Annotated in this window: 17 protein-coding genes; 1 reads left to right on the forward strand and 16 read right to left on the reverse strand. The window is 70.8% G+C overall.

The features are described 5' to 3' along the window. Nucleotides 1–287: 287 nt before the first annotated feature. The gene (locus ACPXB1_RS21960) at nucleotides 288–701 is read left to right on the forward strand and encodes a hypothetical protein (protein WP_355596120.1); all 414 of its coding nucleotides are present in this window, start codon (nucleotides 288–290) and stop codon (nucleotides 699–701) included. Between the two features lie 100 nt (nucleotides 702–801). On the opposite strand, the gene ACPXB1_RS21965 is transcribed toward ACPXB1_RS21960, so the two are convergent. The 16 genes from ACPXB1_RS21965 to ACPXB1_RS22040 all read right to left on the reverse strand — a co-directional run bounded on the left by ACPXB1_RS21965 (nucleotide 802) and on the right by ACPXB1_RS22040 (nucleotide 21,897). Next, the gene (locus ACPXB1_RS21965; RefSeq protein ID WP_053653341.1) at nucleotides 802–1,809 is read right to left on the reverse strand and encodes a sugar phosphate isomerase/epimerase family protein; all 1,008 of its coding nucleotides are present in this window, start codon (nucleotides 1,807–1,809) and stop codon (nucleotides 802–804) included. Between the two features lie 218 nt (nucleotides 1,810–2,027). Then, nucleotides 2,028–2,522 (reverse strand): sensor histidine kinase, encoded by a 495-nt coding sequence (locus ACPXB1_RS21970; protein WP_355596118.1) that lies wholly within the window; start codon nucleotides 2,520–2,522, stop codon nucleotides 2,028–2,030. Nucleotides 2,523–2,678: 156 nt separating this feature from the next. Beyond that, complete coding sequence (locus ACPXB1_RS21975; protein ID WP_355596116.1) at nucleotides 2,679–4,793, reverse strand: ThuA domain-containing protein; 2,115 nt, start codon at nucleotides 4,791–4,793, stop codon at nucleotides 2,679–2,681. Nucleotides 4,794–4,868: 75 nt separating this feature from the next. Beyond that, nucleotides 4,869–7,742, reverse strand: a complete 2,874-nt coding sequence (locus tag ACPXB1_RS21980; RefSeq protein WP_355629420.1) for a PQQ-dependent sugar dehydrogenase — start codon at nucleotides 7,740–7,742, stop codon at nucleotides 4,869–4,871. A 217-nt stretch (nucleotides 7,743–7,959) separates the two neighbouring features. Beyond that, nucleotides 7,960–9,027 carry a polyprenyl synthetase family protein gene (locus ACPXB1_RS21985; RefSeq protein WP_355596112.1) on the reverse strand — a complete coding sequence of 356 codons (1,068 nt, stop codon included), beginning with the start codon at nucleotides 9,025–9,027 and terminating at the stop codon, nucleotides 7,960–7,962. Continuing rightward, nucleotides 9,024–10,445: an alkaline phosphatase family protein gene (locus ACPXB1_RS21990; RefSeq protein ID WP_355596110.1), complete on the reverse strand. Its 1,422-nt coding sequence runs from the start codon at nucleotides 10,443–10,445 to the stop codon at nucleotides 9,024–9,026. The genes ACPXB1_RS21985 and ACPXB1_RS21990 overlap by 4 nt, the downstream gene beginning before the upstream one ends. Then, the gene (gene eboE / locus ACPXB1_RS21995) at nucleotides 10,442–11,641 is read right to left on the reverse strand and encodes a metabolite traffic protein EboE (protein ID WP_355596108.1); all 1,200 of its coding nucleotides are present in this window, start codon (nucleotides 11,639–11,641) and stop codon (nucleotides 10,442–10,444) included. The genes ACPXB1_RS21990 and eboE overlap by 4 nt, the downstream gene beginning before the upstream one ends. Then, on the reverse strand, nucleotides 11,641–12,498 hold the full coding sequence (locus ACPXB1_RS22000) for a TatD family hydrolase (RefSeq protein WP_355596106.1): 858 nt from the start codon (nucleotides 12,496–12,498) through the stop codon (nucleotides 11,641–11,643). The genes eboE and ACPXB1_RS22000 overlap by 1 nt, the downstream gene beginning before the upstream one ends. Beyond that, complete coding sequence (locus ACPXB1_RS22005) at nucleotides 12,499–13,107, reverse strand: EboA domain-containing protein (RefSeq protein ID WP_355596104.1); 609 nt, start codon at nucleotides 13,105–13,107, stop codon at nucleotides 12,499–12,501. 59 nt (nucleotides 13,108–13,166) lie between these two features. Next, the gene (locus ACPXB1_RS22010; protein ID WP_355596102.1) at nucleotides 13,167–14,174 is read right to left on the reverse strand and encodes a sugar phosphate isomerase/epimerase family protein; all 1,008 of its coding nucleotides are present in this window, start codon (nucleotides 14,172–14,174) and stop codon (nucleotides 13,167–13,169) included. Beyond that, on the reverse strand, nucleotides 14,171–15,094 hold the full coding sequence (locus ACPXB1_RS22015; RefSeq protein WP_425735732.1) for an SCO3242 family prenyltransferase: 924 nt from the start codon (nucleotides 15,092–15,094) through the stop codon (nucleotides 14,171–14,173). Before ACPXB1_RS22015 ends, ACPXB1_RS22010 begins: the two co-directional genes overlap by 4 nt. Beyond that, nucleotides 15,078–16,244: an inositol-3-phosphate synthase gene (locus tag ACPXB1_RS22020; protein ID WP_355596098.1), complete on the reverse strand. Its 1,167-nt coding sequence runs from the start codon at nucleotides 16,242–16,244 to the stop codon at nucleotides 15,078–15,080. The genes ACPXB1_RS22015 and ACPXB1_RS22020 overlap by 17 nt, the downstream gene beginning before the upstream one ends. Nucleotides 16,245–16,872: 628 nt before the next feature. Beyond that, the gene (locus tag ACPXB1_RS22025; RefSeq protein WP_425735761.1) at nucleotides 16,873–18,060 is read right to left on the reverse strand and encodes a Gfo/Idh/MocA family protein; all 1,188 of its coding nucleotides are present in this window, start codon (nucleotides 18,058–18,060) and stop codon (nucleotides 16,873–16,875) included. A 53-nt stretch (nucleotides 18,061–18,113) separates the two neighbouring features. Beyond that, entirely contained in the window at nucleotides 18,114–19,166 is a 1,053-nt protein-coding gene (locus tag ACPXB1_RS22030) for a substrate-binding domain-containing protein (RefSeq protein ID WP_355596094.1), read from the reverse strand. Between the two features lie 98 nt (nucleotides 19,167–19,264). Further along, complete coding sequence (locus ACPXB1_RS22035) at nucleotides 19,265–20,392, reverse strand: ABC transporter permease (RefSeq protein WP_053653353.1); 1,128 nt, start codon at nucleotides 20,390–20,392, stop codon at nucleotides 19,265–19,267. Continuing rightward, a complete protein-coding gene (locus ACPXB1_RS22040; RefSeq protein ID WP_355596190.1) occupies nucleotides 20,389–21,897 on the reverse strand; it encodes a sugar ABC transporter ATP-binding protein in 1,509 nt (502 codons plus the stop codon). Before ACPXB1_RS22040 ends, ACPXB1_RS22035 begins: the two co-directional genes overlap by 4 nt. Nucleotides 21,898–21,966: the final 69 nt, after the last annotated feature.

Consider the following 21,966-nt stretch of genomic DNA (forward strand, 5'->3'; position numbering starts at 1 on the left):
GCACCGCCCGGACCCGGATCTCCCGGTGCCGTGCGACGGGACAAGAGTACAGGACATCCCCCGGTGATGGTCCAGTGGGTTGCGCCCCTCAGTCATCATGATCGGGTCGGGCAGGTAAGCGACACAGCACATTCGCAATAAGGGCAAATCGCCATCCCCACACAAGCAGGCTTGAGCGGGGAGCAGGATGGGTAGTTAGCTGCGGACAGAGGACGCAGGCGCGAATTGGTCGCTCCGACGGGGCAACCCCGAGGGGCGACGGCGCGTCAGGTACGGAAGGAGCCGCCATGCGCGGAAAGATCATGTTTCTTGGCGGGCTGGCTGCGGGATTCGTCCTGGGCGCCCGTGCCGGCCGGGAGAAGTACGAAGAGCTCGTGGTTCGGGGCCGCAAGGTGCTCGACCACCCGACCGTCCAGGAGGCGGCCGGGGTGGCGCAGGCCCAGGCCAACAAGCTCTACAGCGAGGGTAAGGACAAGCTCGGCCAGACCAAGCTGGGCGAGAAGCTGGGCACCGGCAACGGCAGCCAGGAACTGACCGCTGCCGACGACGCGTTCGCCGGCACGCCCGCAACGGTGGGCGCCAAGGCGGGCTCCGGTTCGTCGGGCACCAGCAGCACGGTCGGCACGACCTCCGGGTCGCCGTCGGCCACGACCCCCCGCTCCAAGCCGTCCGGCTCGGGCACCAACGGCAGCACGCTCTGACCAACCGCACGTCGACGGGCCGGTCGCCGCAAGGCGACCGGCCCGTGGTCTGTCCGGGGTACGGCTGACCGACGCCGACGCGCTCAGTCCCCGCCGCCGGTCAGTCCTTGCTGCTGAACGCGGCGTCGAAGGCCGCGCTCGGCGCGTCGAAGGCGAGCCGGCGGACGAACTGGAGCGCCTCCGGAGCACCGACGAGACGGTCCATCCCGGCGTCCTCCCACTCCACCGAGATCGGACCGGTGTAGCCGATCGCGTTCAACGCCCGGAAGCAGTCCTCCCAGGGCACGTCGCCGTGCCCGGTGGAGACGAAGTCCCAGCCGCGACGCAGGTCCGCCCACGGCAGGTGCGAGGCGAGCCGACCGCGCCGGCCGTCGCCGGTACGCACCTTCGCGTCCTTGCAGTCGACGTGGTAGATCCGGTCGGCGAAGTCGAAGATGAAGTTCACCGGGTCCAGCTCCTGCCAGACGAAGTGCGACGGGTCCCAGTTCAGCCCGAAAGCGGGCCGGTGGCCGATCGCCTCCAACGTCCGCTTCGTCGTCCAGTAGTCGTACGCGATCTCGCTGGGGTGCACCTCGTGCGCGAACCGCACCCCGACCTCGTCGAACACGTCGAGGATCGGGTTCCACCGGTCGGCGAAGTCCTGGTAACCGCGCTCGATCATCGACGGCGGCACCGGCGGGAACATCGCCAGCGTGTGCCAGATCGACGACCCGGTGAAGCCGACGACAGTCTTCACGCCGAGCTTCGCCGCAGCCCGCGCCGTGTCCTTGATCTCCTCCGCGGCCCGCTGGCGAACCCCCTCCGGCTCGCCGTCGCCCCAGATCCGGCCGGGCAGGATGTCCTGGTGCCGCTCGTCGATCGGGTGGTCGCAGACCGCCTGACCGACCAGGTGGTTGGAGATCGTGAAGACCTGAAGGTTGTGCTTCGCGAGCGTCTCCCGCTTGCGATCGACGTACGAGTCGTCGGCGAGCGCCTTGTCGACCTCGAAGTGGTCGCCCCAGCAGGCGATCTCCAGACCGTCGTAGCCCCACTCGGAGGCGAGCCGGCAGACCTCCTCGAACGGAAGGTCGGCCCACTGGCCGGTGAAGAGCGTGATGGGTCGCGCCATTGTCCTTCTCCCCTGATGTGATGGGGATTCCGTTGTGCGGACCGAGGCGAGGGTGACCGGTCAGACCGGTACGTGAGACCGAGGCGGAACACCGGTGGGTGCCGAGCGCACCTGGGCCCGGCGGGTTGCGCCTCCCACCGGGTCACCGGCCACCGTCACGGTCGCCGCCCCCAGCCTATTTCCGCCGCACCCGTCGCGAAAGCCCCGCGACGGGATCGTCATCTGACCATTTCCTCCGGCGCCGGCAGGACGGCCCGCACGGTGAAGCCGCCTTCGGCGCGCGGGCCGGCGGAGAACGTACCGCCGAGCCGCTCGGCACGACGGCGGACCCCGAGCAGGCCCCGCCCCGCACCCCGGGTCTCCCCCACCACCGCCGTGGCGTCGGCGCCGTCGTCGCGTACCTCGATGGTGATGCCCTCGGGGTCGTAGCGGAGACGGACCACGACCGGCGCGCCCGGGGCGTGCCGGCGCGCGTTGCTGAGCGATTCCTCGATGATCCGGTACGCCGCGACGTCGACCGGGCCGGGCAACGGACGGGGTTGGCCGGCCAGGGTCCAGCGCACCGGCTGACCAGCGGCGTAACCCTCCACGAGGGCGTCGAGCCGGTTCAGGCTGGGTGCCGGCCCGTCCAGCGGATCAGGTTCCTCGGCCCGGTGCAGCAGCCGGTACCCGTGCGCCCGCACCACCCGGCGCCACTGCGCGAACCGCCCCATGCAGCCAAGGTACGGCAGCAGGCTGTGAACCCCACCCGCCCCCGCCGCACCCCGCCCCCACACCCCGCCGATCTTGCACTTTGGGTCGCCGAGATGCCCGGTATAGCGGCAATGGTCCCGGCAGCAAGTGCAAGATCAACGGGGTGAGGGTGGAGGCTAGGGCAGGGTCCACTTCTGGTTGGCGGCGGCGTTGCAGGTCCAGAGGTGCACGATGGTGCTGTCGGCGGAGTTGTTGCCGCTGACGTCGAGGCACTTGCCCGACGACGGGTTGCGGAGACTGCCGTTGGACTGGGCGGCCCAGTTCTGCGCGGCCGTGCCGTTGCAGGTCCAAAGCTGGATCTTGGTGCCGTCGGCCGACGCGCCGCCGGAGACGTCGAGGCACTTGCCCAACGCCTTGATCGTCGAGTTCGGCGTCACCGTCCACGTCTGCGCCGCACTGCCGTTGCAGCTGTAGAGCTGGATCTGCGTACCGTCGGCGGTGGCCGCGTTACGCACATCCAGGCACTTTCCGGCCAGACCCTTGATCGGGCCGACACCGGGAGTGCCGCTGCCACCGCCCTTGACGAGGGTGAAGTCGTCCACGTCGAAGAGCCCCGTGCCGCTACCGCTGAACGTGAGGTAGAGATTCTGGGCGCCGGACGGGACGCCGGACAGGGTCGTGGTGACGTTGGCGAACGTCGTCCAACTGCCGGTGTTCGGCACCGCCACCGAGCCGAGCACCGGGCCGGTGGCCGAACCGGTACGCACCTGGATGGTGCCGCCCGCGCCGCCGGAGACGACCCGGGACGTGAACGAGGTGACCCCGGTCAGGTCCACTCCGTTGTACGCGGCCCAGTCGCCCGGATCGATGTAACCGATCGTCTGACCGCCGTTGGCGCCCGCCTTGGTGAACGCGGAGACGCCGTTTGCCGAGCTGAACGCCTCGGCCTGGACCGTGACGTTCCCGGGCTGCGGGGTGGTGCCCAACTCCTTGATCCGGATGTTGCGGAACGAGGCGTCGTCGCCGGTGCCGTGGTTCTGGATGCCGATGTGGCCGGCAAGCGACCGTACCGGATCGGTGTTGGTGAAGTCGTTGATCTTCACCCCGTTGAGGAAGATCTGTAGCCGTTCGCCCTCGACCAGCAGCTCGTAGGTGTTCCACTCCCCCGGCGCGTTGAGCGCCGCGTCGCGGGCCGCGATGTCGGCGGACTTGAAGGTGTAGACCGCGCCGGTGGTGCGGTCCGCCGCGTCGGTGGCGTCGATCTGGATCTCGTAGCCGTTGTCCACCGCCGACCACGGGTCACTCGACGGCGGGAAGCCGATGAACACACCCGAGTTGTCGTCGCCGGCCAGCTTCCAGTCCAGCTTCAGCGAGTAGTTCGTGAACTGCTTGGCGTTGTACCAGTACAGGCCCATGCCGCCCACCGACGTGAGGGTGGCGTCGGAGTTGGTGAAGCTGCCCGGCCCCGCCTGGGACCAGCCGGCCGTCGAGCCGTTGAACAGCGGGGTGTAGCCGGTCTCCGGCCGGCAGTCGGCCTTGCTGCGACCGGCCGCGTACCGGATGCCGCCGAGCAGGTGGTTGCGGAACGCGGGCTCGGCGTACGACGCCTGGGTGTGGCCACCGCCGGTGTAGAACGACCGGCCACCGCTGTAGCTCTTGCACCAGGAGTGCGGGTGGTCGGCACCCATCCCGCCACCGGAGTACGACGACTCGTCGAGGGTCGCCAGCACGTGGGCGGTGGACCGGGCGTTGGTCCGGTAGTTGTACCACTCGTCGGTGCGGGTCCAGGTCTGCGGCAGGTGTCCCGTCGCCGCGTGCCCACGGTCCTCCACCTTGACGTTCGCCTGCTGGATGGCCGGGTGCGAGGCGAACCACGCGCCCACCAGGTTGCCGTAGAACGGCCAGTCGTACTCGGTGTCGGCGGCGGCGTGCACGCCCACGTACCCACGACCGGAGCCGATGTACGACTCGAAGGCCGTCTGCTGGCTGGCGTTGAGGACGTCGCCCGTGGTGTTGAGGAAGACGACAGCCTCGTACTGGGCGAGGTTGCCGGTGGTGAACGCGGCGGCGTCCTCGGTGGCGGTGACCGTGAAGTTGTTCGCCGCACCCAGGTCACGGATGGTCTGGATGCCGACCGGGATCGCGTCGTGCCGGAAGCCTGCGGTCTTGGAGAACACCAGCACGTCGTAGGGGGCGTCGGCGGCGCTGGCGGGGGTGGCCGGGGTGGTGCAGGCGATGACGGCGAGGACGGCGGTGGCCGCGCCGAGGACGGGTCGCAGGAGTCTGCGCATATCGCTCTCCTAAAGACTGTTAGGAGGGGCCCCTTGTACAACACTAGGCGTTAACAAGGGGCCCTTCCTTTCAACTCAGGGCAGGGTCCACTTCTGGTTGGCGGCGGCGTTGCAGGTCCACAGGTGCACGGGGGTGCTGTCCGCGGAGTTGTTGCCGGAGACGTCCAGGCACTTGCCGGACGCCGGGTTGCGTACCGTGCCGTCGGCCTGGGCGGACCAGTTCTGCGCGCCCGTGCCGTTGCAGGTCCAGAGCTGAATCTTCGTGCCGTCGGCGGTGGCGGCACCGGAGACGTCGAGGCACTTGCCGAACGCCTTGATCGTCGAGTTCGGCGTCACCGTCCACGTCTGCGCCGCACTGCCGTTGCAGGTGTAGATCTGGACCTGCGTACCGTCGGCGGTGGCGGCGTTACGCACGTCCAGGCACTTGCCGGCAAGACCCTTGATCGGGCCGGTACCGCCAGTGGCGGGTGTGCCGGTGACGAGGGTGAAGGCGTCGATGTCGTAGAGCGCCCCGGTGCCCGTCCCTGCGAACGTCAGGTAGAGCGTGGTGGTGGCGGTCGGCGGGTTGGTGATCGTCCCGCTGACCGTGGTGAAGGTTTCCCAGCCGCCGGTCACCGGAACGGTGGCCGAGCCCAGGACGGTGCCCGTTGCCGAACCGGCGCGGACCTGGAGGGTGCCGCCCGCGCCCGCCGAGGAGACCCGGGCGTTGAACGCTGTCACGTTGCCCAACCGGTACGGCTGGAACGCGATCCAGTCGCCGTTGTTGATGTCGCCGACGGTCTTGCCGCCCTCGGCCGGGGTCTTGCTGAACACGTTTACCCCTGACGAGGTGCCGAAGAACTCGGCCTGCCGGTGACGCGGTGGCAGCGTGTGCTGGGTGTGCGTGGTCAGACCGCCGGCGTCGGTGTACTCCGCGTCGAAGATCGCGAAGATGTTCGCCGCGTCGTCGTGCTCACCGTCGACCGGGATGGTGATCGTGCCGGAGCAGCCGGTCTTCGAGGTGATCTGGTGCCCGTGCTGGTCGTGCCCGAGCACGTAGGTCATCTTGACCTTCGTGCAGTCGATGGTGCCGTCCTCCGGGTCGGTGACGGTGATGCTGTACGAGACCGTGTCACCGAAGCTGAACAGTTGCCCGTTGCCGGGGCTGTTGATCGTCACAGTGGGCGCGGTGTTGCCGACGTTGATCTGCACGCTGCTGCTGCCTGTGGCGCCCTGCGGGTCGCGCACTGTGAGCGTGGCGGTGTAGGTGCCGTTTGTGTTGTAGGTCTTCGTGGGGTTCGCCGCAGTGGAGGTGGTGCCGTCGCCGAAGTTCCACGAGTAGGTGAGCGCCCCACCCTCGGGGTCGGACGAGCCGGCCGAGGAGAACACGACAGTCAGCGGCGCCGCGCCGGAGGTCTTGTTGGCGCTCGCCGAGGCGCTGGGCGCCCGGTTGCCGCCACCGACGTAGTCGAAGCGGTAGAGCGCCGAGTTGGCGTCCCCGTTGAAGTAGCCGGTGCCGTAGTCGAGCACGTAGTACGCGCCGTCCGGCCCGAACGCGGAGTCCATCACCTGCTTGCCCACCCAGGGGAAGGTGTCGATGGTGCCCCGCGAGCCGTCGGCGTTGACGTGGATCGGCTTGATCCAGCCGCGACCGAACTCGGTGGCGAAGAACTGCCCGTCGAACGACTGCGGGAACTTGGTCGTGGAGGTCGACGAGGCGTTGTAGCGGTAGACCGGGCCGCCCATCGGCGACTCGGAGCCGCCGCCGAACTCGGTGGGGGTGCCGGCGTCGCCGGCGTACCGGATCCAGGCGGGCTGGGCCGGCGGCAGGGTGGCGAGGCCGGTGTTGCGGAAGGAGTTGTTCGTCGGCCCGCCTGTGCAGTTGTACTTCGCCCCGCTGGCGTTTGTGGCGAAGTCCCACTCGTTGTACGTCTCGGTGGTGGTGTTGGTGCCGGTGCAGTACGGCCAGCCGTAGTTGCCCGGTGCGGCGACCCGGTTGAACTCCACCTGCCCGGACGGGCCGCGCGTGGAGCTCGTGGAGCCGGCGTCCGGACCGTAGTCACCGACGTAGACGACGCCGGTGGCCTTGTCGACGCTGATCCGGAACGGGTTGCGGAAGCCCATTGCGTAGATCTCCGGCCGGGTCCTGGCCGTGCCCGGCGCGAACAGGTTGCCCGACGGGATGGAGTACGTCCCGTTGGCGTTCACCTTGATCCGCAGGATCTTGCCGCGCAGGTCGTTGGTGTTGCCGGCGCTGCGCTGCGCGTCGTACCCCGGGTTGCGGTTGGTCCGCTCGTCAAGGGGCGAGTAGCCGGCGGATTCGAAGGGGTTGGTGTCGTCGCCGGTGGACAGGTAGAGGTTGCCGCTGGCGTCGAAGTCGATGTCCCCGCCGACGTGGCAGCACAGGCCGCGGTCCGCCGGTACGTCGAGCACGTCGACCTTGCTGGCCTGGTTCAGTGTGAAGTCGGCGTTGAGGGTGAACCGGGAGAGGCGGTTCACACCCTGCCAGGCCGACCAGCTGGTGCCGGTGGCGGGCGCGTCGCCGGTGGGGGTGGACAGCGGCGGTGCGTAGTAGAGGAAGATGTGCCGGTTGCTGGCGAAGTTCGGGTCGACCCCGACGCCCTGCAACCCCTCCTCGTCGTGGGTGTAGACCGGCACTGTGCCGACAACTGTTGTGGTTCCGCCCGCGTCGGTGCGGCGCAGTGTGCCGTTGCGGGCGGTGTGCAGGACCGAGCGGTCCGGCAGCACGGCAAGTGACATCGGCTCACCCATTTCGGCGACACCGCGGGCCAGCTCGACCTGCTGGAAGTCGGTGGCGTTGATGGTGTGTGCCTGGGCCGGCGTGGGGCCGCCGAGGGCTGCGGGGCCGGCGCCGAGCGCCACAGTGCCGGCAGCGGCCACCAGGAGCAGCGCCGAGCCTGCGGAGAACCATTGTCGGGATCGATGTGTGGGAGCGTCCTTTGTGGGCATGGGCTGTCCCTTCCTGACGAAATGGCTGCCAGGCCGGGCGCGCGCCGTCGCGCCGGATGCCGTAGCGGTGGTGATGGGTCGATGGGTTACCGCGCCGCCGGTTCACATCGACGAAACACTGTCGTGTTGGGCACGACACTAAGTTGTGGACGTCGATGTGTCCATAGCTTCCGGTGACTTGCCATCAACTTTCGTCTATTCGATCGAAAGTTGGTGGTCAGGCGCGGCGATCGATCGTCTGTCCCGCCAGCGCCACAAGCGCGGCCCGTGACTCCTCGGTCAGCACGGCGTCACGCAACGCGGTCAACGCCGCGTCCGTCCGGACCCGGATCATCTGCTCGATCCGCTCCCGCGCACCCGTCACCTCGATGATCTCGCGCAGCTCCGCCGCGCCGTCCGCGTCCAGGGAGGGATTGCCGAACAGCTCCCGCAGCCGGGCCGTCTGCGACCGGTCAGCAGCGCTGCGGACCAGCGCCATCATCACCGTCGGCTTGCCCTCGCGCAGGTCGTCGAGCACCGACTTGCCGGTGACCGCCGGGTCACCGAAGACACCCAGCACGTCGTCCCGCAGTTGGAACGCGTCACCAAGTGGGTCACCGAACTCGCCAAGCGCGGCGAGCAGCTCCGGCCCGGCGCCCGCCAGGGCCGCGCCGATCTGCAACGGCCGGGTCACCGTGTACCGGGCGGCCTTCATCCGGATCACTGTGAGCGCGCTTGCCACCGAGCCGTCACCCACACCGGACACCAGGTCCAGGTACTCCCCCGCGATCACCTCGGTACGCATCAACGCGAACACGCCGTAGCCCCTGTGCACCTGCTCCGTGCTCAAGCCGCACTCGTGGAACATCTGATCCGACCACGCCGCGCACAGGTCCCCGCAAAGCAGCGCCGTATTGCGCCCGTACGCCTCGGGGTCGCCGCGCCAGGACGAGCGGGCGTGCAGGTCCGCGAAGAGGCGGTGCACCGACGGCTCGCCCCGGCGACGGTCACTGCCGTCCAGGATGTCGTCGTGGATCAGCGCGAACGCGTGGAACAGCTCCAACGCGGCAGCCGCCACCACGATCGGTGTGCCGTCGGCAGCCCCGGCCCCACGCCAACCCCAGTAGCAGAAGAGCGGACGCAGCCGCTTCCCGCCGGCGAGCACGAACCGTTGCAGTGCGGTGAACACCCCGCGCGGCGCCCCGTCCGGCCAGTCCGGGCCCTGCCGGTCGAGGAAGGCGGCCAGCTCCGCGTCGAAGCGCGCCCGCAGTCCACTCGTGTCGGTCGGGGTGACCGTTACCGTCACGACCCCTCCCCCGGCCGCTCCACTGAGCCGTCGCCGGCGCTCAGCCCGGCGAGTTCCAGCAGCAGCGCCTTGACCTCGGTGGCCTCGATCCGCTCCCGGGCAGCGGCCGGATCCGAGCAGAGCAGCACGGGGGCGTCCGCCGGATCGGTGGGCAGCCGCCCGTGCGAGCCGCGTACCGCGCGTGCGCCGGCGTCCAGCCCGATGGCGTTCATCAGGTAACGCATGCCGAGCTTCTTGCGGGCCAACGCCACCCCGGCGCGGCCTTTGGCGGCGAGCGGCGCGGCCGGGTCGAAGAACAACTCCGCCGGGTCGTACCCGGGTTTGCGGTGGATCTCGACGAGGCGGGCGAAGTCCGGTGCGCGGGCGTCGTCGAGCCAGTAGTAGTACGTGAACCAGGAGTCGGGCTCGGCCACGAGCACCAGCTCACCGGCGCGCGGGTGGTCCAGCCCGTACGAGGCTTTGCCGTCGGCGTCGAGCACCTCGGCCACACCGGGCAACCCGGCGCAGAGCTTTGCCACAGCCGGCACATCGGCCGGGTCCTTGACGTAGACATGCGCGACCTGGTGGTCGGCGACAGCGAACGCCTTCGACGTCCACGGGTCGAGGTACTCCATGCCGGCCTGCGTGTGGACCCGCAGCAGCCCTTCGGCGCGCAGCAGCCGGTTGACGTCCACCGGCCGGGACACGTCGGTGATGCCGTACTCCGACAGCACCACCACTGTCGCGTCCCGGGCACGGGCGGCGTCCAGCAGCGGACCGAGCACCGCGTCCAGCTCAGCCGCAGCCGCGGCGGCCTGGGCTGACGACGGGCCGTACCGTTGCAGGTCGTAATCCAGGTGCGGGACGTAGACAAGTGTGAGGTCAGGTGACACGTCGGCGAGGATCTGCTCGGCCGCCTGGCAGATCCACCGCGACGAGGGCAGCCCTGCCGTCGGCCCCCAGTAGGTGAACAGCGGGAAGGTACCCAGCCGCCCGGTCAGCGCGTCGTGCAGCTCCGGCGGGTCGGTGTAGCAGTCCGGTTCCTTGCGCCCGTCGGCGTAGTAGACCGGGCGCGGGGTGACGGTCCAGTTGACGTCCGCGCCCATCGCGTACCACCAGCACACGTTTGCCACCGTGTAGCCGGGCTCGGCACGGCGGGCCGCCTGCCAGAGCTTGTCCCCGCCGACAAGCGCGTTGTGCTGGCGCCACAGAAACACCTCGCCCAGCTCTCGGAAATACCACCCGTTGCCGACGATGCCGTGCCCGCTGGGCTGCTCGCCGGTGAGGAATGTGGACTGCACCGAGCAGGTCACCGCTGGCAGCACGGTGCCCAGCTCGGCCCGGAAGCCGCCGTCGGCGACCCCGCGCAGTCGTGGCATGTGGGCCAGCAGTCGTGGGGTCAGCCCCACCACGTCGAGCACCACCAGTCGTCGGCTCATCGCGTCTCTCCCGTGGTCACGGCCCGCTCGGTGTGCAGGCCAAGGCCAATCAGCTCGTCCCGGGCGAATGCCAGCTCGGCGGCGATACCCGCAGCCAGCTCCGCATCGGTGCCGGGCCGTCGTGCGGCCGGCAGCACCCCCCAGGTGTACGTCTCGACGTCCAGGTGGTCACAGCCAGCGGTCGGACCCCCGAACAGCGCGGCGAGGGCGGCACGCAGCACCGGCAGGGTGGAGCCGAGTGGCTCCTCGGGTGGGGCGTGCAGGGGTACGTGGTAGTGCACCCGCCAGGGACCGGGCAGTTCCGCGTCCAGCGCCGCGTCCAGGTCGTCGGCGGCGTACGCCGGGTCGGCCGGGTCGGCCACCCCCGCGCAGCCGGCACCCCGGGTCTGGTGCAGGAAGCGCGGCTCCACCCAGCGGCGCAGCGCGTCGGCGCTGCCGGTCGGGTCGGCCGCCTCGACGGCGGCGGAGACCTGCACCTTGACCACTGGCAGGTCGGCCGAGCGCAGCCGGGCCAGCGCCGCCGTCGGCTCCTCCCACGCGCAGGCCAGGTGGGCGAGGTCCAGGCAGATGCCCAGCCGGTCGGTGTCCATACCGGACAGCAGCGCGGCGGCCTGACCGGTGCTCTCCACCACGCAGCCGGGTTCCGGCTCGAAGCCGACCCGCACCTCCCGGCCGGTGTCGTGTTGCACGGCGGCCAGGCCGGCGGCGAGCTGGTCCAGTCGGTGCCGCGCGGCGTCGGCCCGTTCGGCGTCCCAGGGGTGCCGCCAGGCAAGCGGCAGTGTGGAGATCGAGCCCCGGGCGGCGTCGTCGGGCAGCAGGTCGGCGAGCACCCGGGCCAGATTCAACGTGTACGTCAGTCGCTGCTCGGTGGTCCAGTCCGGGTGGTACACGTCGTGTTTGACCACCGGCGCCTGGAAGGCCGCGTACGGGAAGCCGTTGAGGGTGACCACCTCCAGCCCGCGCGCGTCCAGCTCGCCGCGCAGCCGACGGCGCAGCGCCGGGTCGGCGGCCAGTTCGGCGGCGACCGGGGCGGCGAGCCACAGGCCGAGCCCGAGCAGGTCACTGTCGAGCGCCGCGCGGACCGGCACGGCGTAGGTGTCCAGTTGACCGAGGATGCCGGCGAGATCCTCGGCGGGGTGCACGTTCGTGCAGTAGCCGAGGTGGATGGTGTCGCCGCCGGCATGTCGCAGCCGCATCAGCTACCGCCGCGCAGGATCGAGTTGCCGGTCTGCGGGTCCACGGCGGCGGGGTCCTCCAGGTCGGTAAGGTCGAGCCGGCCGGACTGCCCATAGAACGCCACAGGGTTGCGCCACAGCACGCGGTCGACGTCGTCGTCGCCGAACCCGGCCTTCAGCATCGCCTCGCCGGTGGCCCGGGTCAGCAGCGGATCGGAGCGCCCCCAGTCGGCGGCGGAGTTGACGAGCATCCGGTCGGTGCCGTACTCGCGCAGCAGCTCGACCATCCGCAGCGGGGTCATCTTGGTGTCCGGGTAGATCGAGAAGCCCAGCCAGCAGCCGGTGTCCCTGACGAGTTTGACCGTCACCTCGTTGAGGTGGTCGACGACGACGCGACCGGGGTCGATGCCGGATTCGGCGACCACTGCGAGGGTGCGCTCGACACCCCGGGCCTTGTCCCGGTGCGGGGTGTGCACCAGTGCCGGAAGGTCGTGCGCCACGGCGAGGGCCAACTGCGCGGCGAACGCCTCGTCCTCCTCGGGCGTCATCGAGTCGTACCCGATCTCGCCGACCGCCACCACCGCGTCCTTGTCCAGGTAGCGGGGCAGCAGATCGAGCACCGGACGGCAGCGCGGGTCGTTCGCCTCCTTGGGGTTGAGCGCGATCGTGGCGTGGTGGCGCACCCCGAACTGCCCGGCCCGGAACGGCTCCCACCCGATCAGCGAGTCGAAGTAGTCGACGAACGAGGCCGCGCTTGTACGCGGTTGGCCCAGCCAGAACGCCGGCTCCACGACGGCGCGGACACCGGCGGCGGCCATCCGTTCGTAGTCGTCTGTGGTGCGTGAGGTCATGTGGATGTGGGGGTCGAAGATGCGCATTCACGCCTCCCGGGGCAGTGCGGCGGTGAGCCGGTCGAGCAGGTCGGTGGCGTCGGCGGGCAACTCCCGGCCGGCGGCGTGCCGTTCGGCGGCGAGCGCGGCCAGCATCGCGGCCAACTCCCCGTCAGCGCGGCTGTCCAGGTCGGCGACGGCGGCCAGCGGCACGCCGCTGAACACGCACTTGAGCACCGCCTGCCGCCAGGCGGCCGGGTCGAGGTGCCGGGCGTACGGGCCCAGGGCCGCGGCGACGAGCCGGGTGTCGTTGGTACGGATCGCGTCGTGCAGCAGCGGCACCGCCTCGGCGCCGATCGGCAGCAGCGGCAGGGCCCGCAGCACGGCACGCCGTTCGGCCGCGTCGCCATGCTGGTAGAGGGTTTCGGCGTAGGCGGCGTGCTCGCCGGGCAGGGCGGTGAGCAGCAGCACCCGGGCCGCGTCGTCGGCGGTCCAGCCGGGCGCGTCGGGCAGGGCGGCCCGGCCGCAGCGCCTGCCGACCGCCGGAAAGAGCCTGTTGATCGCGGTGGGCTCGGCCGCGACCCGGTGCAGCGCCGAGTCCAGCCATTCGGGATCGGGTACGCCTCGAAGCGCGGCCCGCAGTGAATCCGGTGTCATCCCGTCTCCTCCCCTTGTGCTGCTCCGCAGGGCACCCCAGGCACGCCCTTTGCTCTGCTTCAACCCACGCGACGGCCCGTGTCCGGAGAGCGGACGGTCGCTGGTGCGTCTGTTGAAGCAGAGCAAAGGGGGCCGGCGGGTACCTCGGCCTCGGTGTCGCCGCCAGCCGCCGCGCGCAGGAACTCGATGGACCGGGCGGCGACGGCGGGCGCGGCGTGCGAGTCCCGGGGCAGCTCGACGGCTACCAGCCCGCCGTAGCCGGCCTCGGCCAGGGCGGCCAGCACCGGCGGGAAGTCGATCTCGCCGGTGCCGAACTCCAGGTGCTCGTGCACACCTCGGCGCATGTCGTCGATCTGCACGTTGACCAGGTGCTCGGCAACCTCGGCAACGCACTGCGGCACCGGCCACGGCTCCAGGCAGCGGCAGTGTCCGATGTCGAGGGTGATGCCGAAGCGGGCCGGGTCGCCGAGCGCGGCGCGCAGCCGGCGCCAGCCGGCGATGTCCTCGACAAGCATCCCCGGTTCCGGTTCGAAGCCGAGGGTGACGCCAGCGGCGTCCGCGGCGTCGAGGACTGTGGCGCAGCCGGCCACGAGCCGATCCCAGGCGATCTGCGGTGCGACGTCGTCGGGGCGTACGCCGGACCAGAAGGAGACCGCCTCCGCGCCGAGGTCGGCACCGATCCGTACGGCCCGGCGCAGGAACTCGATCCGCCGGGTCGGGTCGTCGTGCAGCAACGTCGGAGCGTGCTTGTGCCACGGGTCGAGCAGGTAGCGGGCGCCGGTCTCGATCACCAGCCCGAGACCCAACGCGCTCAGCCTCCGACCGAGCACGGCGATCCGGCGGGTGAGCCCCGGCGCGAACGGGTCGAGGTGGTCGTGGTCCAGGGTGAGGGCCACTCCGTCGTAGCCGAGGTCGGCGATGACGGCGAGCGCGTCGTCGAGCCGGTGGTTGGCGAAACCGTTGGTGCCGTACCCGAGGCGCAGGGTGGTGGCGTCGCCGCTCGGCGCGACCGGTCGGGTCGCTTCGGGCGCACTGCGTGGCGACTGCCGGGGATGCGGAACCGTCATGTCGGGGAGACCTTCCGGGCCAGCCGGCGACCCAGTGGCGCCGCCGCCGCGACGGCCAGCCCGAGCAGCCCGGCTCCGCCGCGCGCGGTGAGCGCTCCCTGGAGGGCGGGCAGGCCGGTGATCCCGGCGCCGACCGCAGCGCGGACCTTTCCGGCCGAGGGGTCCTGGACCACCCGCACCTGTGCCGCGCCGTACCGGGCGGCGTACCACCCGGCCAGCACGGCAGGCAGCGCGGGCGCGATCCCGGCCCACCGGGTCCGGCTCGCGGGCACACCGGCAGGGTCGGCGGTTCGCCTCGCCACGCGCCGGACGCCCGGGGAGGCGACCACGGCGCTGGCGGCGACCACTGCGGTGCCGGCCAGCGTACGCAGCGGCAGGGCGGCGTCGGCGCCGCTTACCTCCCGGCGGGACAACTCGGTGACCGTCCAGGTGTGCGCGGCGACGGTGATCGCCGAGGGCAGTGCCCGCGCCAGCCGACCACCGGACGCGCCGAGCAGCACGTCAAGCCCCCGACAGGCGGCCATTACCGCGGGACCGGCCGCTGTGTTCTTTGCCAGCAGGTCGTACCCCCAGATGGTGGCGGCCAGCGGCACCGCGAGCGCGGCCGCGCGGCGACCGCCCACGGCGGCGGCCAGGCCCACACCGGCGGCGGTGAGACCTGCGGCGAGACCGACAGCGGCGGCCGGGGTGACACGACCGCTGGGGATCGGGCGTTCGGGCCGTTCGACGGCGTCCAACCGCCGGTCGGCCCAGTCGTTGGCGGCCATGCCGGCCCAGTAGAGAAGCACCGAGGCTCCGGCAAGTGCGGGGGTACGCGGGCTCAGCGTGCCGGCCGCCGCCGCGCCGGCGACGACGTCACCGGGAACCGAGAGCGCGGCCGGTGCCCGGACCAGTTCGGCGAGGTCAGCCAGCGTGGTCATCGGAACCATCCGGGCCGGTGTGCAGCCGCTTGGCGAAGTCGGTGAGCCGGGCCCACTGCTCGGCCAGCGAGTGGGTCGACGCGCCGAGCGGGTCCTTGAAGAAGAAGCCCAGCTCGACAAGCGGCCCGACGCGCCCGGCGGCGTGCGCCGCGGCGGTGAGCCGGGCCAGGTCGAGCACCAGCGGCGCGGCAAGCGCGGAGTCACAGCCGTGCCAGGTGAACTCCATCCGCATCCCGGTGCCGAGGAACCCGGCGAACGTGATCAGATCCCAGGCGGTCTTGAAGTCGCCCAGCTCCTCGACGTACTCGATGCGGGTGCCGCCCTGCGGCACGTAGCCGAGCGTCTCGCCGAGCACCCGCTGCTTGCTCTGCACCTTCGCCGCGTTGGCGGCCGGGTCGGCGAGGGTCGCGCCGTCGCCACCGCCCAGCAGGTTGGTGCCCGACCAGGAGCGCACCGCCAGGTTGCGCATCGCGAACATCGGCGCGAGGACCGACTTGACGAGCGTCTCGCCCGTCTTGCCGTCATGCCCGGCGTACGGCAGCCGCGCCTCTTCGGCCAGCGCCGTCAGCGCCGGAAGCCGCAGCCCGGTGGACGGGGTGAAGTCGACGTACGGGCAGCCGGCAAGCAGCGCGGCGTAGCCGTAGAGGGAGCTGGGCGGCAGCACCTCGTCCGGGCCGGCGACGGCGTCGCGCAGCGCGGCCGGGTCGGCGTGCCCGGGGTGCGGTTGGGGCGTCGCCTCGGTGGCGGAGACGTTCACCATCACCACCCGGTCCAGCCGGTGCCGCGTACGGAAATCGGTGAGGTCACCGACCACGGCGGCGACCCGGTCGGCCTGGGTGACGCCGGTCGGGGCGGGGCGCAGCTCCTGCTCGACGGCTGCCAGCTCGTCGCGGAGCGCGGCGACCAACCGGCCGGGTATCACGCCGCTTTCAGCAAGCGCCTCGGCGCGCTTGCACAGTGGCGTGGTTGCCAGGTCGTGCCCGCCGAAGACCAGGTCGGCGAAGGCCGGCAGCGCGGGACCGCGCAGCTCCGGCAGCTCGGTGACGCAGCCGGTGGGCCCTGCCAGGCCGGCTCGCAGCGCGAGTCCTCCGACGATGCTGGTGGTCGCGACCGAACCGCGCGCTCCCACCAGCCAGACACCTGTTCGCATGGTGCTCCTTCCCCGTCCAGGAGGAACCGTCGGTGGCGATGCAATCAAATATAGGAATATCAGAATGCTTTTCGTAAAGATACAACCTTTGTGGATGGGCCCCGTCCACCCGACCCGCACCGGAAACGACGCCGGATTCCGGCGTCGGCGTCGGCGGCGACGACGACGGACCGGCTCCCGATACGGGTACGGGCAGACGGGGCTGGCAGGCAGGGTCGGTCGGCGTCTCGACCCTGCCTCCCCCGCATCCGGCCGGGCGGGGCGTTGGCACGCCCCGACCGGACGTCTCAGGTCGCCGCGTCCACCGGATCCTCGGCTGGGGCACGGCCCGCCGGACATCGGCGGACGACAGCGGTACGGGTGGGGGCAGCGGCGAACGGTGCCATCGGGTCCTCCCGATCTCCGGGGTGGTGGCGGTCCTCCGGTGTGGCCGGGGAATCCCGGTCCGGCCACACCGGACAACCGTCCTGCTCGTGCGCACCGGGCCATCAGGCCCGGCCGCACACCTTCCGGTGCCGACCTCGTCCCGACCGCGGGGCGCAAACCGCTGTCGGTCCCTCGCCGGTCGGCTCCGGAAAGCCGGTCGGGCGACGGCGGCGCGAGCACCGCCGTCGCGGAATGGTCACTGTCAGACGGCCACCGCGGTCAGCGCCGGCTCCACCTCGGTCCAGGTGGATCCGACCTCTGCCGAACGGGTCACCGCGTCCAGCACCAGCTGGACCTGCAACGCGTCGGCGAAGGACGGTGCCGGGTCGGTGCCCGTGGCGATCGCCTCGATGAAATCGCGCATCTGGTGGGTGAAGGAGTGCTCGTAGCCGATGATGTGGCCGGGCGGCCACCACGCCGACATGTACGGGTGCTCGCCCTCGGTCACCAGAATCCGGCTGAACCCCTGCTCCAGGGTCGGCCGGGTGGCGTCGTAGAACTCCAGCTCGTTGAGACGCTCCAGGTCGAACACGACACTGCCGAGCGAGCCGTTGATCTCGACACGCAGAGCGTTCTTCCGGCCCGTGGCGAACCTGCTCGCCTCGTACGTGGCCAGGGCGCCACCGTCGAGCCGGGCCACGAAGATCGCGGCGTCGTCGACGGTGACCGGCCCGGTGGCCGAGCCGTTGCCGTCGGCCGAGCCGTCCACAGTGGCCGCCAGCCCGCTCGACCCGGCGGGCAACGGCCGCTCCTTGACGAACGTCTCGGTGACCGCGCTGACGCCTGTGATCCGCTGACCGACGACGAACTGCGTCAGATCGATGATGTGCGCACCGATGTCACCGAGCGCGCCGGAGCCCGCCCGTTCCTTCTGCAACCGCCAGACCAGCGGGAACTGCGGGTCCACGATCCAGTCCTGCAGGTACGTCGCTCGGACGTGCCGAATCACCCCGAGTCGTCCGTCGGCGACCATCTGGCGCATCATCGTGACCGCCGGCACCCGGCGGTAGTTGAACCCGCACATCGACCGCGCCCCGGCGGCCCGTGCGGTGTCCGCCGCAGCGGTCATCGCCCGTGCCTCGGCAACCGTGTTGGCCAGCGGCTTCTCGCACAGGACGTGCTTGCCGGCGGCCAACGCGGCGAGGGCGATCTCGGCGTGACTGTCACCCGGCGTGCAGATATCGACCACGTCGATGTCGTCCCGGTTGATCAGGTCACGCCAGTCTGTCGTGTACGCGTCCCAGCCGAGCCGGTCGGCGGCCTGCGCCACCTGCCCGGAGTCCCGGCCGCAGATCAGCGCCATGCTGGCCCGCGCCGGCAGGTCGTACACGCGGTTCACTGTGCGCCACGCCTGCGAGTGCGCAGCGCCCATGAACGCGTAACCGACCATGCCGATCCGCAGTTCTCTGTCTGTCGTGGACAAGGTGGGTCTCCCCCCAGATGTCAGAACCCGAGCTTCTCGTAGCTGCTCGCGTTCTCCTTGGTGATCGTCTCGGAGGCGAGCGTCACTTCCTTGGGCACCTGCAGCTCCGTCAGGTCGCCCATGCCGCGACCCTGCGCGACGAGCCGCGCCAGGGAGATCGCGGACGAGGCCATCGACGGGTTGTAGGTGACCGTCGCCTTGAGCACGGTGTTGTCGGCCTTGATGGCGTCGATGGCGAGCTTCGACCCCGCACCGCCGACCATGAAGAACTCCGACCGGTTGGCCTGCTTGATGGCGGCCAGCACGCCGATTCCCTGGTCGTCGTCGTGGTTCCAGATCGCGTCGATCTTCGGCAGGGCCTGGAGCAGCTGGGCCGCCTCACGCTGACCACTGTCTGATGTGAACTCGGCCGAGCGGCGGTTGGCGACCTTGAACCCGTACGTCGCCAGGGCCGCCTTGAAGCCCTCGCTGCGCTCGACGGTCAGCGGGATCTCCAGACCGGCGATCTCACCGATGATCGGGTTGGCGACGCCCTTGTCCTTGAGCTGCTTGCCGATGAAGTGCCCGGCCGACACGCCCATGCCGTAGTTGTCGCCCTTGATCACCAGCCGGGAGGCAAGCGCGTCGGGGAAGATCCGGTCGAGGTTGACGATCGGGATGCCCGCCTGCATCGCCTGGAGGGCAACAGCGTTGACCTCCTTGCCGTCGTGCGGCAGCACGACGATGATGTCCGGCTTCTGGGCGATGAGCGTGCCGAGCGTGGACCGCTGGGCCTCGGACGTCGTACCGCCGTCGACCTCCTTGAACTCCACATCGGAGTACGCGGCCGCCTGCGCCTTGGCGTTGGCGTGGATCGCGCCCATCCAGCCGTGGTCGGCGGCCGGCGCCGAGAAGCCGATGACGACCTTCTTACCCGGTGCGTTGTTGCCGGCGCCATCGCCGGCGGCCTTGGTCTGGGTGCTGGCCGCCGGGGTCTCGTTGCTGGTGCAGGCGGTGAGCAGGGTGGCGGCGCCGACAGCGGCCCCGCCGAAGAGCAGCCGGCGGCGCGACAGGTCGCGGCTGTGCTGGGTCATGACGACCTCCTGGGAGCGGATGGAGTGGTGAAGGGTGTGCGAGGCCCGGCCACTGTCGAAAGAAGCTCGACGTCGCCAGGTGCAAACGGTGCGGTGCGTCAGGTTGCGGTGGTGACCCTGTTCCGCGCGAGGAACCGTGTGAAGGACTTGAACTGAAACTGCTGGACCAGGACGGCCGCGACGATGATGCCGCCCTTGACCATGTTCTGCGCCTCGATGGAGAGGCCGTTGATGGCGAAGAGATTCGTGATCGTGGCGAAGATGATGACGCCGAGCAGCGAGCCGACGATCGTGCCCCGGCCACCGCTGAGCAGCGTGCCGCCGATGATCGCGGCGGCGATCGCGTCCAGCTCGTAGAGGTTCGCCATCGCCGCCTGGGCCGAGGTCGCCTGGGAGGTGAGCATGATGGCGGCGATACCGCAGCAGAGGCCGGACAGCGCGTACAGCAGCATCGTGTGCCGGCGGACGTTGATGCCAGCCAGCCGCGCCGCCTCCGGGTTGCCGCCGACCGCGATGGTCCGTCGGCCGAACGTCGTCCGGTTGAGCAGGATCCACCCGGCCAGCACCACAGCGCCGAGGATGTAGACCAGGATCGGGATGCCGAGGACCTTACGGGCGGCGATGTCGTTGATGAAGGTGCTGCTCGACACCTGGGTCTGCTTGTTGGAGATCGACGCGGCGAGGCCACGGGCGGCCACGAGCATTGCGAGCGTCGCGATGAACGGCACCAGCCGCCCGTACGAGATGAGCACGCCGTTGACAAGGCCGACGCAGATGCCCACCACGATGGCCGTGAAGATCATGCCGCCCGCGCCGTAGCTCTGGGTCGCCACAGTGGTGCACCAGACCCCGGCCAGCGCAACGATCGCGCCCACCGACAGGTCGATCCCACCACCGATGATCACGAAGGTCATGCCGACCGTCACCACACCCACCACCGAGGCGAGCTGGAGGATGGCAAGCACGTTGTTCCAGACCCAGTTCGGATCGCCGTACAGGTCCGGTTTGGTGACCACGCCCACCACGATGAGCGCGGCGAGTACACCGATCAGACCCAGGTTGCGCTTGGCACCGTCGCCGCCGTCGCCCTGCCACCAGGAGAGTCGGCCCGTCGATGCCGCCTTGTCGCCGGCCACTGCCGTCTCCGCCGGATCCACCGGCGGCGACTGGGCCGGAAGCTGCGGGCGCTCCGGTGTCGCTGTGGGACTGGGAGTCGCGTCGCTCATGCCGGTGCGCCTTCCATCAGGGACCCCGCCATCACGAGGTCGAGCACAGTGTTCTCGTCGAGTTCGCCGGCCGGGGCCTCGCGGACGACCCGCCCCTCCCGCATCACCAGCACCCGGTCTGCCAGGCCGAGCACCTCGGGCACCTCACTGGAGACCAGCAGGACACCGACGCCCTGCGCCGCCAACCCGCGGATGACCTGGTAGAGCTCCGCCCGGGCACCCACGTCCACGCCCCGAGTGGGCTCGTCGAGCAGCAGCAGCTTGGTGCCGCCGAGCAGCCAACGCCCGACCACAACCTTCTGCTGGTTGCCGCCGGACAGGGTGCGCACCGGCCGGTTGACGTCCCGGGGCCGCAGCTCCAGGCTCTCGGCGATCCGGTTCGCCTCGGCGCGTTCCCTGCCCGCGTCGGTGAAGCCGAGCCGCGCGTACCTGCCGAACGTGGCAAGCGTGACGTTGCGGAAGATCGGCTCACCGAGCAGCAGCGCCTGGCTCTTGCGCTCCTCCGGAGCCATCCCCATTCCGGCGCGGACCGCCGCGCCGACACCGGGCCGCAGCGCACGCCCCTCCATCCGCACCGTGCCGGCCTCCGGGAGGCGGGCGCCGTAGATGGTCTCCAGCAACTCCGAGCGGCCGGAGCCCACCAGGCCGGCGATGCCGACGATCTCCCCGGCACGCACGGTGAGCGAGACGTCGGCGAACTCGCCCGGACGGGTCAGCCCCTCCACCTGGAGCAGTTCGGCGCCAGTGGCGTCGTCGGCGGGCCGGTCGGGGAAGACGTACTCGATGGTGCGGCCCGTCATCCGGCTCACCAGGTCGCGGGTCGGGGTGTCGCGCGCCTGCAGGTTCGCCGCCGTGGTCCGGCCGTCCTTGAGTACGGTGACCCGGTCGCCGATCTCGCGGATCTCCTCCAGGCGGTGGGAGATGTAGATGACAGCGATGCCCTGTGCCGTCAGCTCGCGGATGATCCGGAACAGGTTGCCGACCTCGTCGTGGGCCAGCACGGCGCTCGGCTCGTCCATGATGATCAGTCGGGCCTCGTGCGAGAGCGCCCGCGCCATGCTGACGATCTGCTTACCTGCGGCCGGCAACGACCGGACCATCCGCCCCGGCGGGATCTCGCCGTGGCCGAGCCGACTGAGAATCTGCCGGGTGTGCCGGGCCATCCGGCCACGCCGCACGAAACCGAAGCGGCGGTGCTCGTGACCGAGGAATGCGTTCTCCGCCACCGACAGATCCTCGACAAGGTCGAGCTCCTGGTAGATGGTGGCGATGCCGGCGCGCATCGCGGCCTGCGGGTTGGCGAACGTCACCGGCTCACCGCGCCACTCGACAAGACCCGAATCCGGTCGGTGCACCCCGGAGAGCACCTTGATGAGCGTGGACTTGCCGGCGCCGTTCTGACCGAGCAGGCAGTGCACCTCGCCGGCCCGCACCTCCAACTGCACGCCGTCCAGGGCGCGTACACCCGGGAAGGTCTTGACGACGTCGGTGAGGCGCAGGACCACCTCGCCCGCGACGGTGTCGGCGGGGGCCTCGACCAGCGGCGCCCCGGCGTCGGCGTCCGCGGACCCGGT

This window comes from Micromonospora sp. DT68 (assembly GCF_049847245.1).
GTDB lineage: Bacteria > Actinomycetota > Actinomycetes > Mycobacteriales > Micromonosporaceae > Micromonospora > Micromonospora profundi.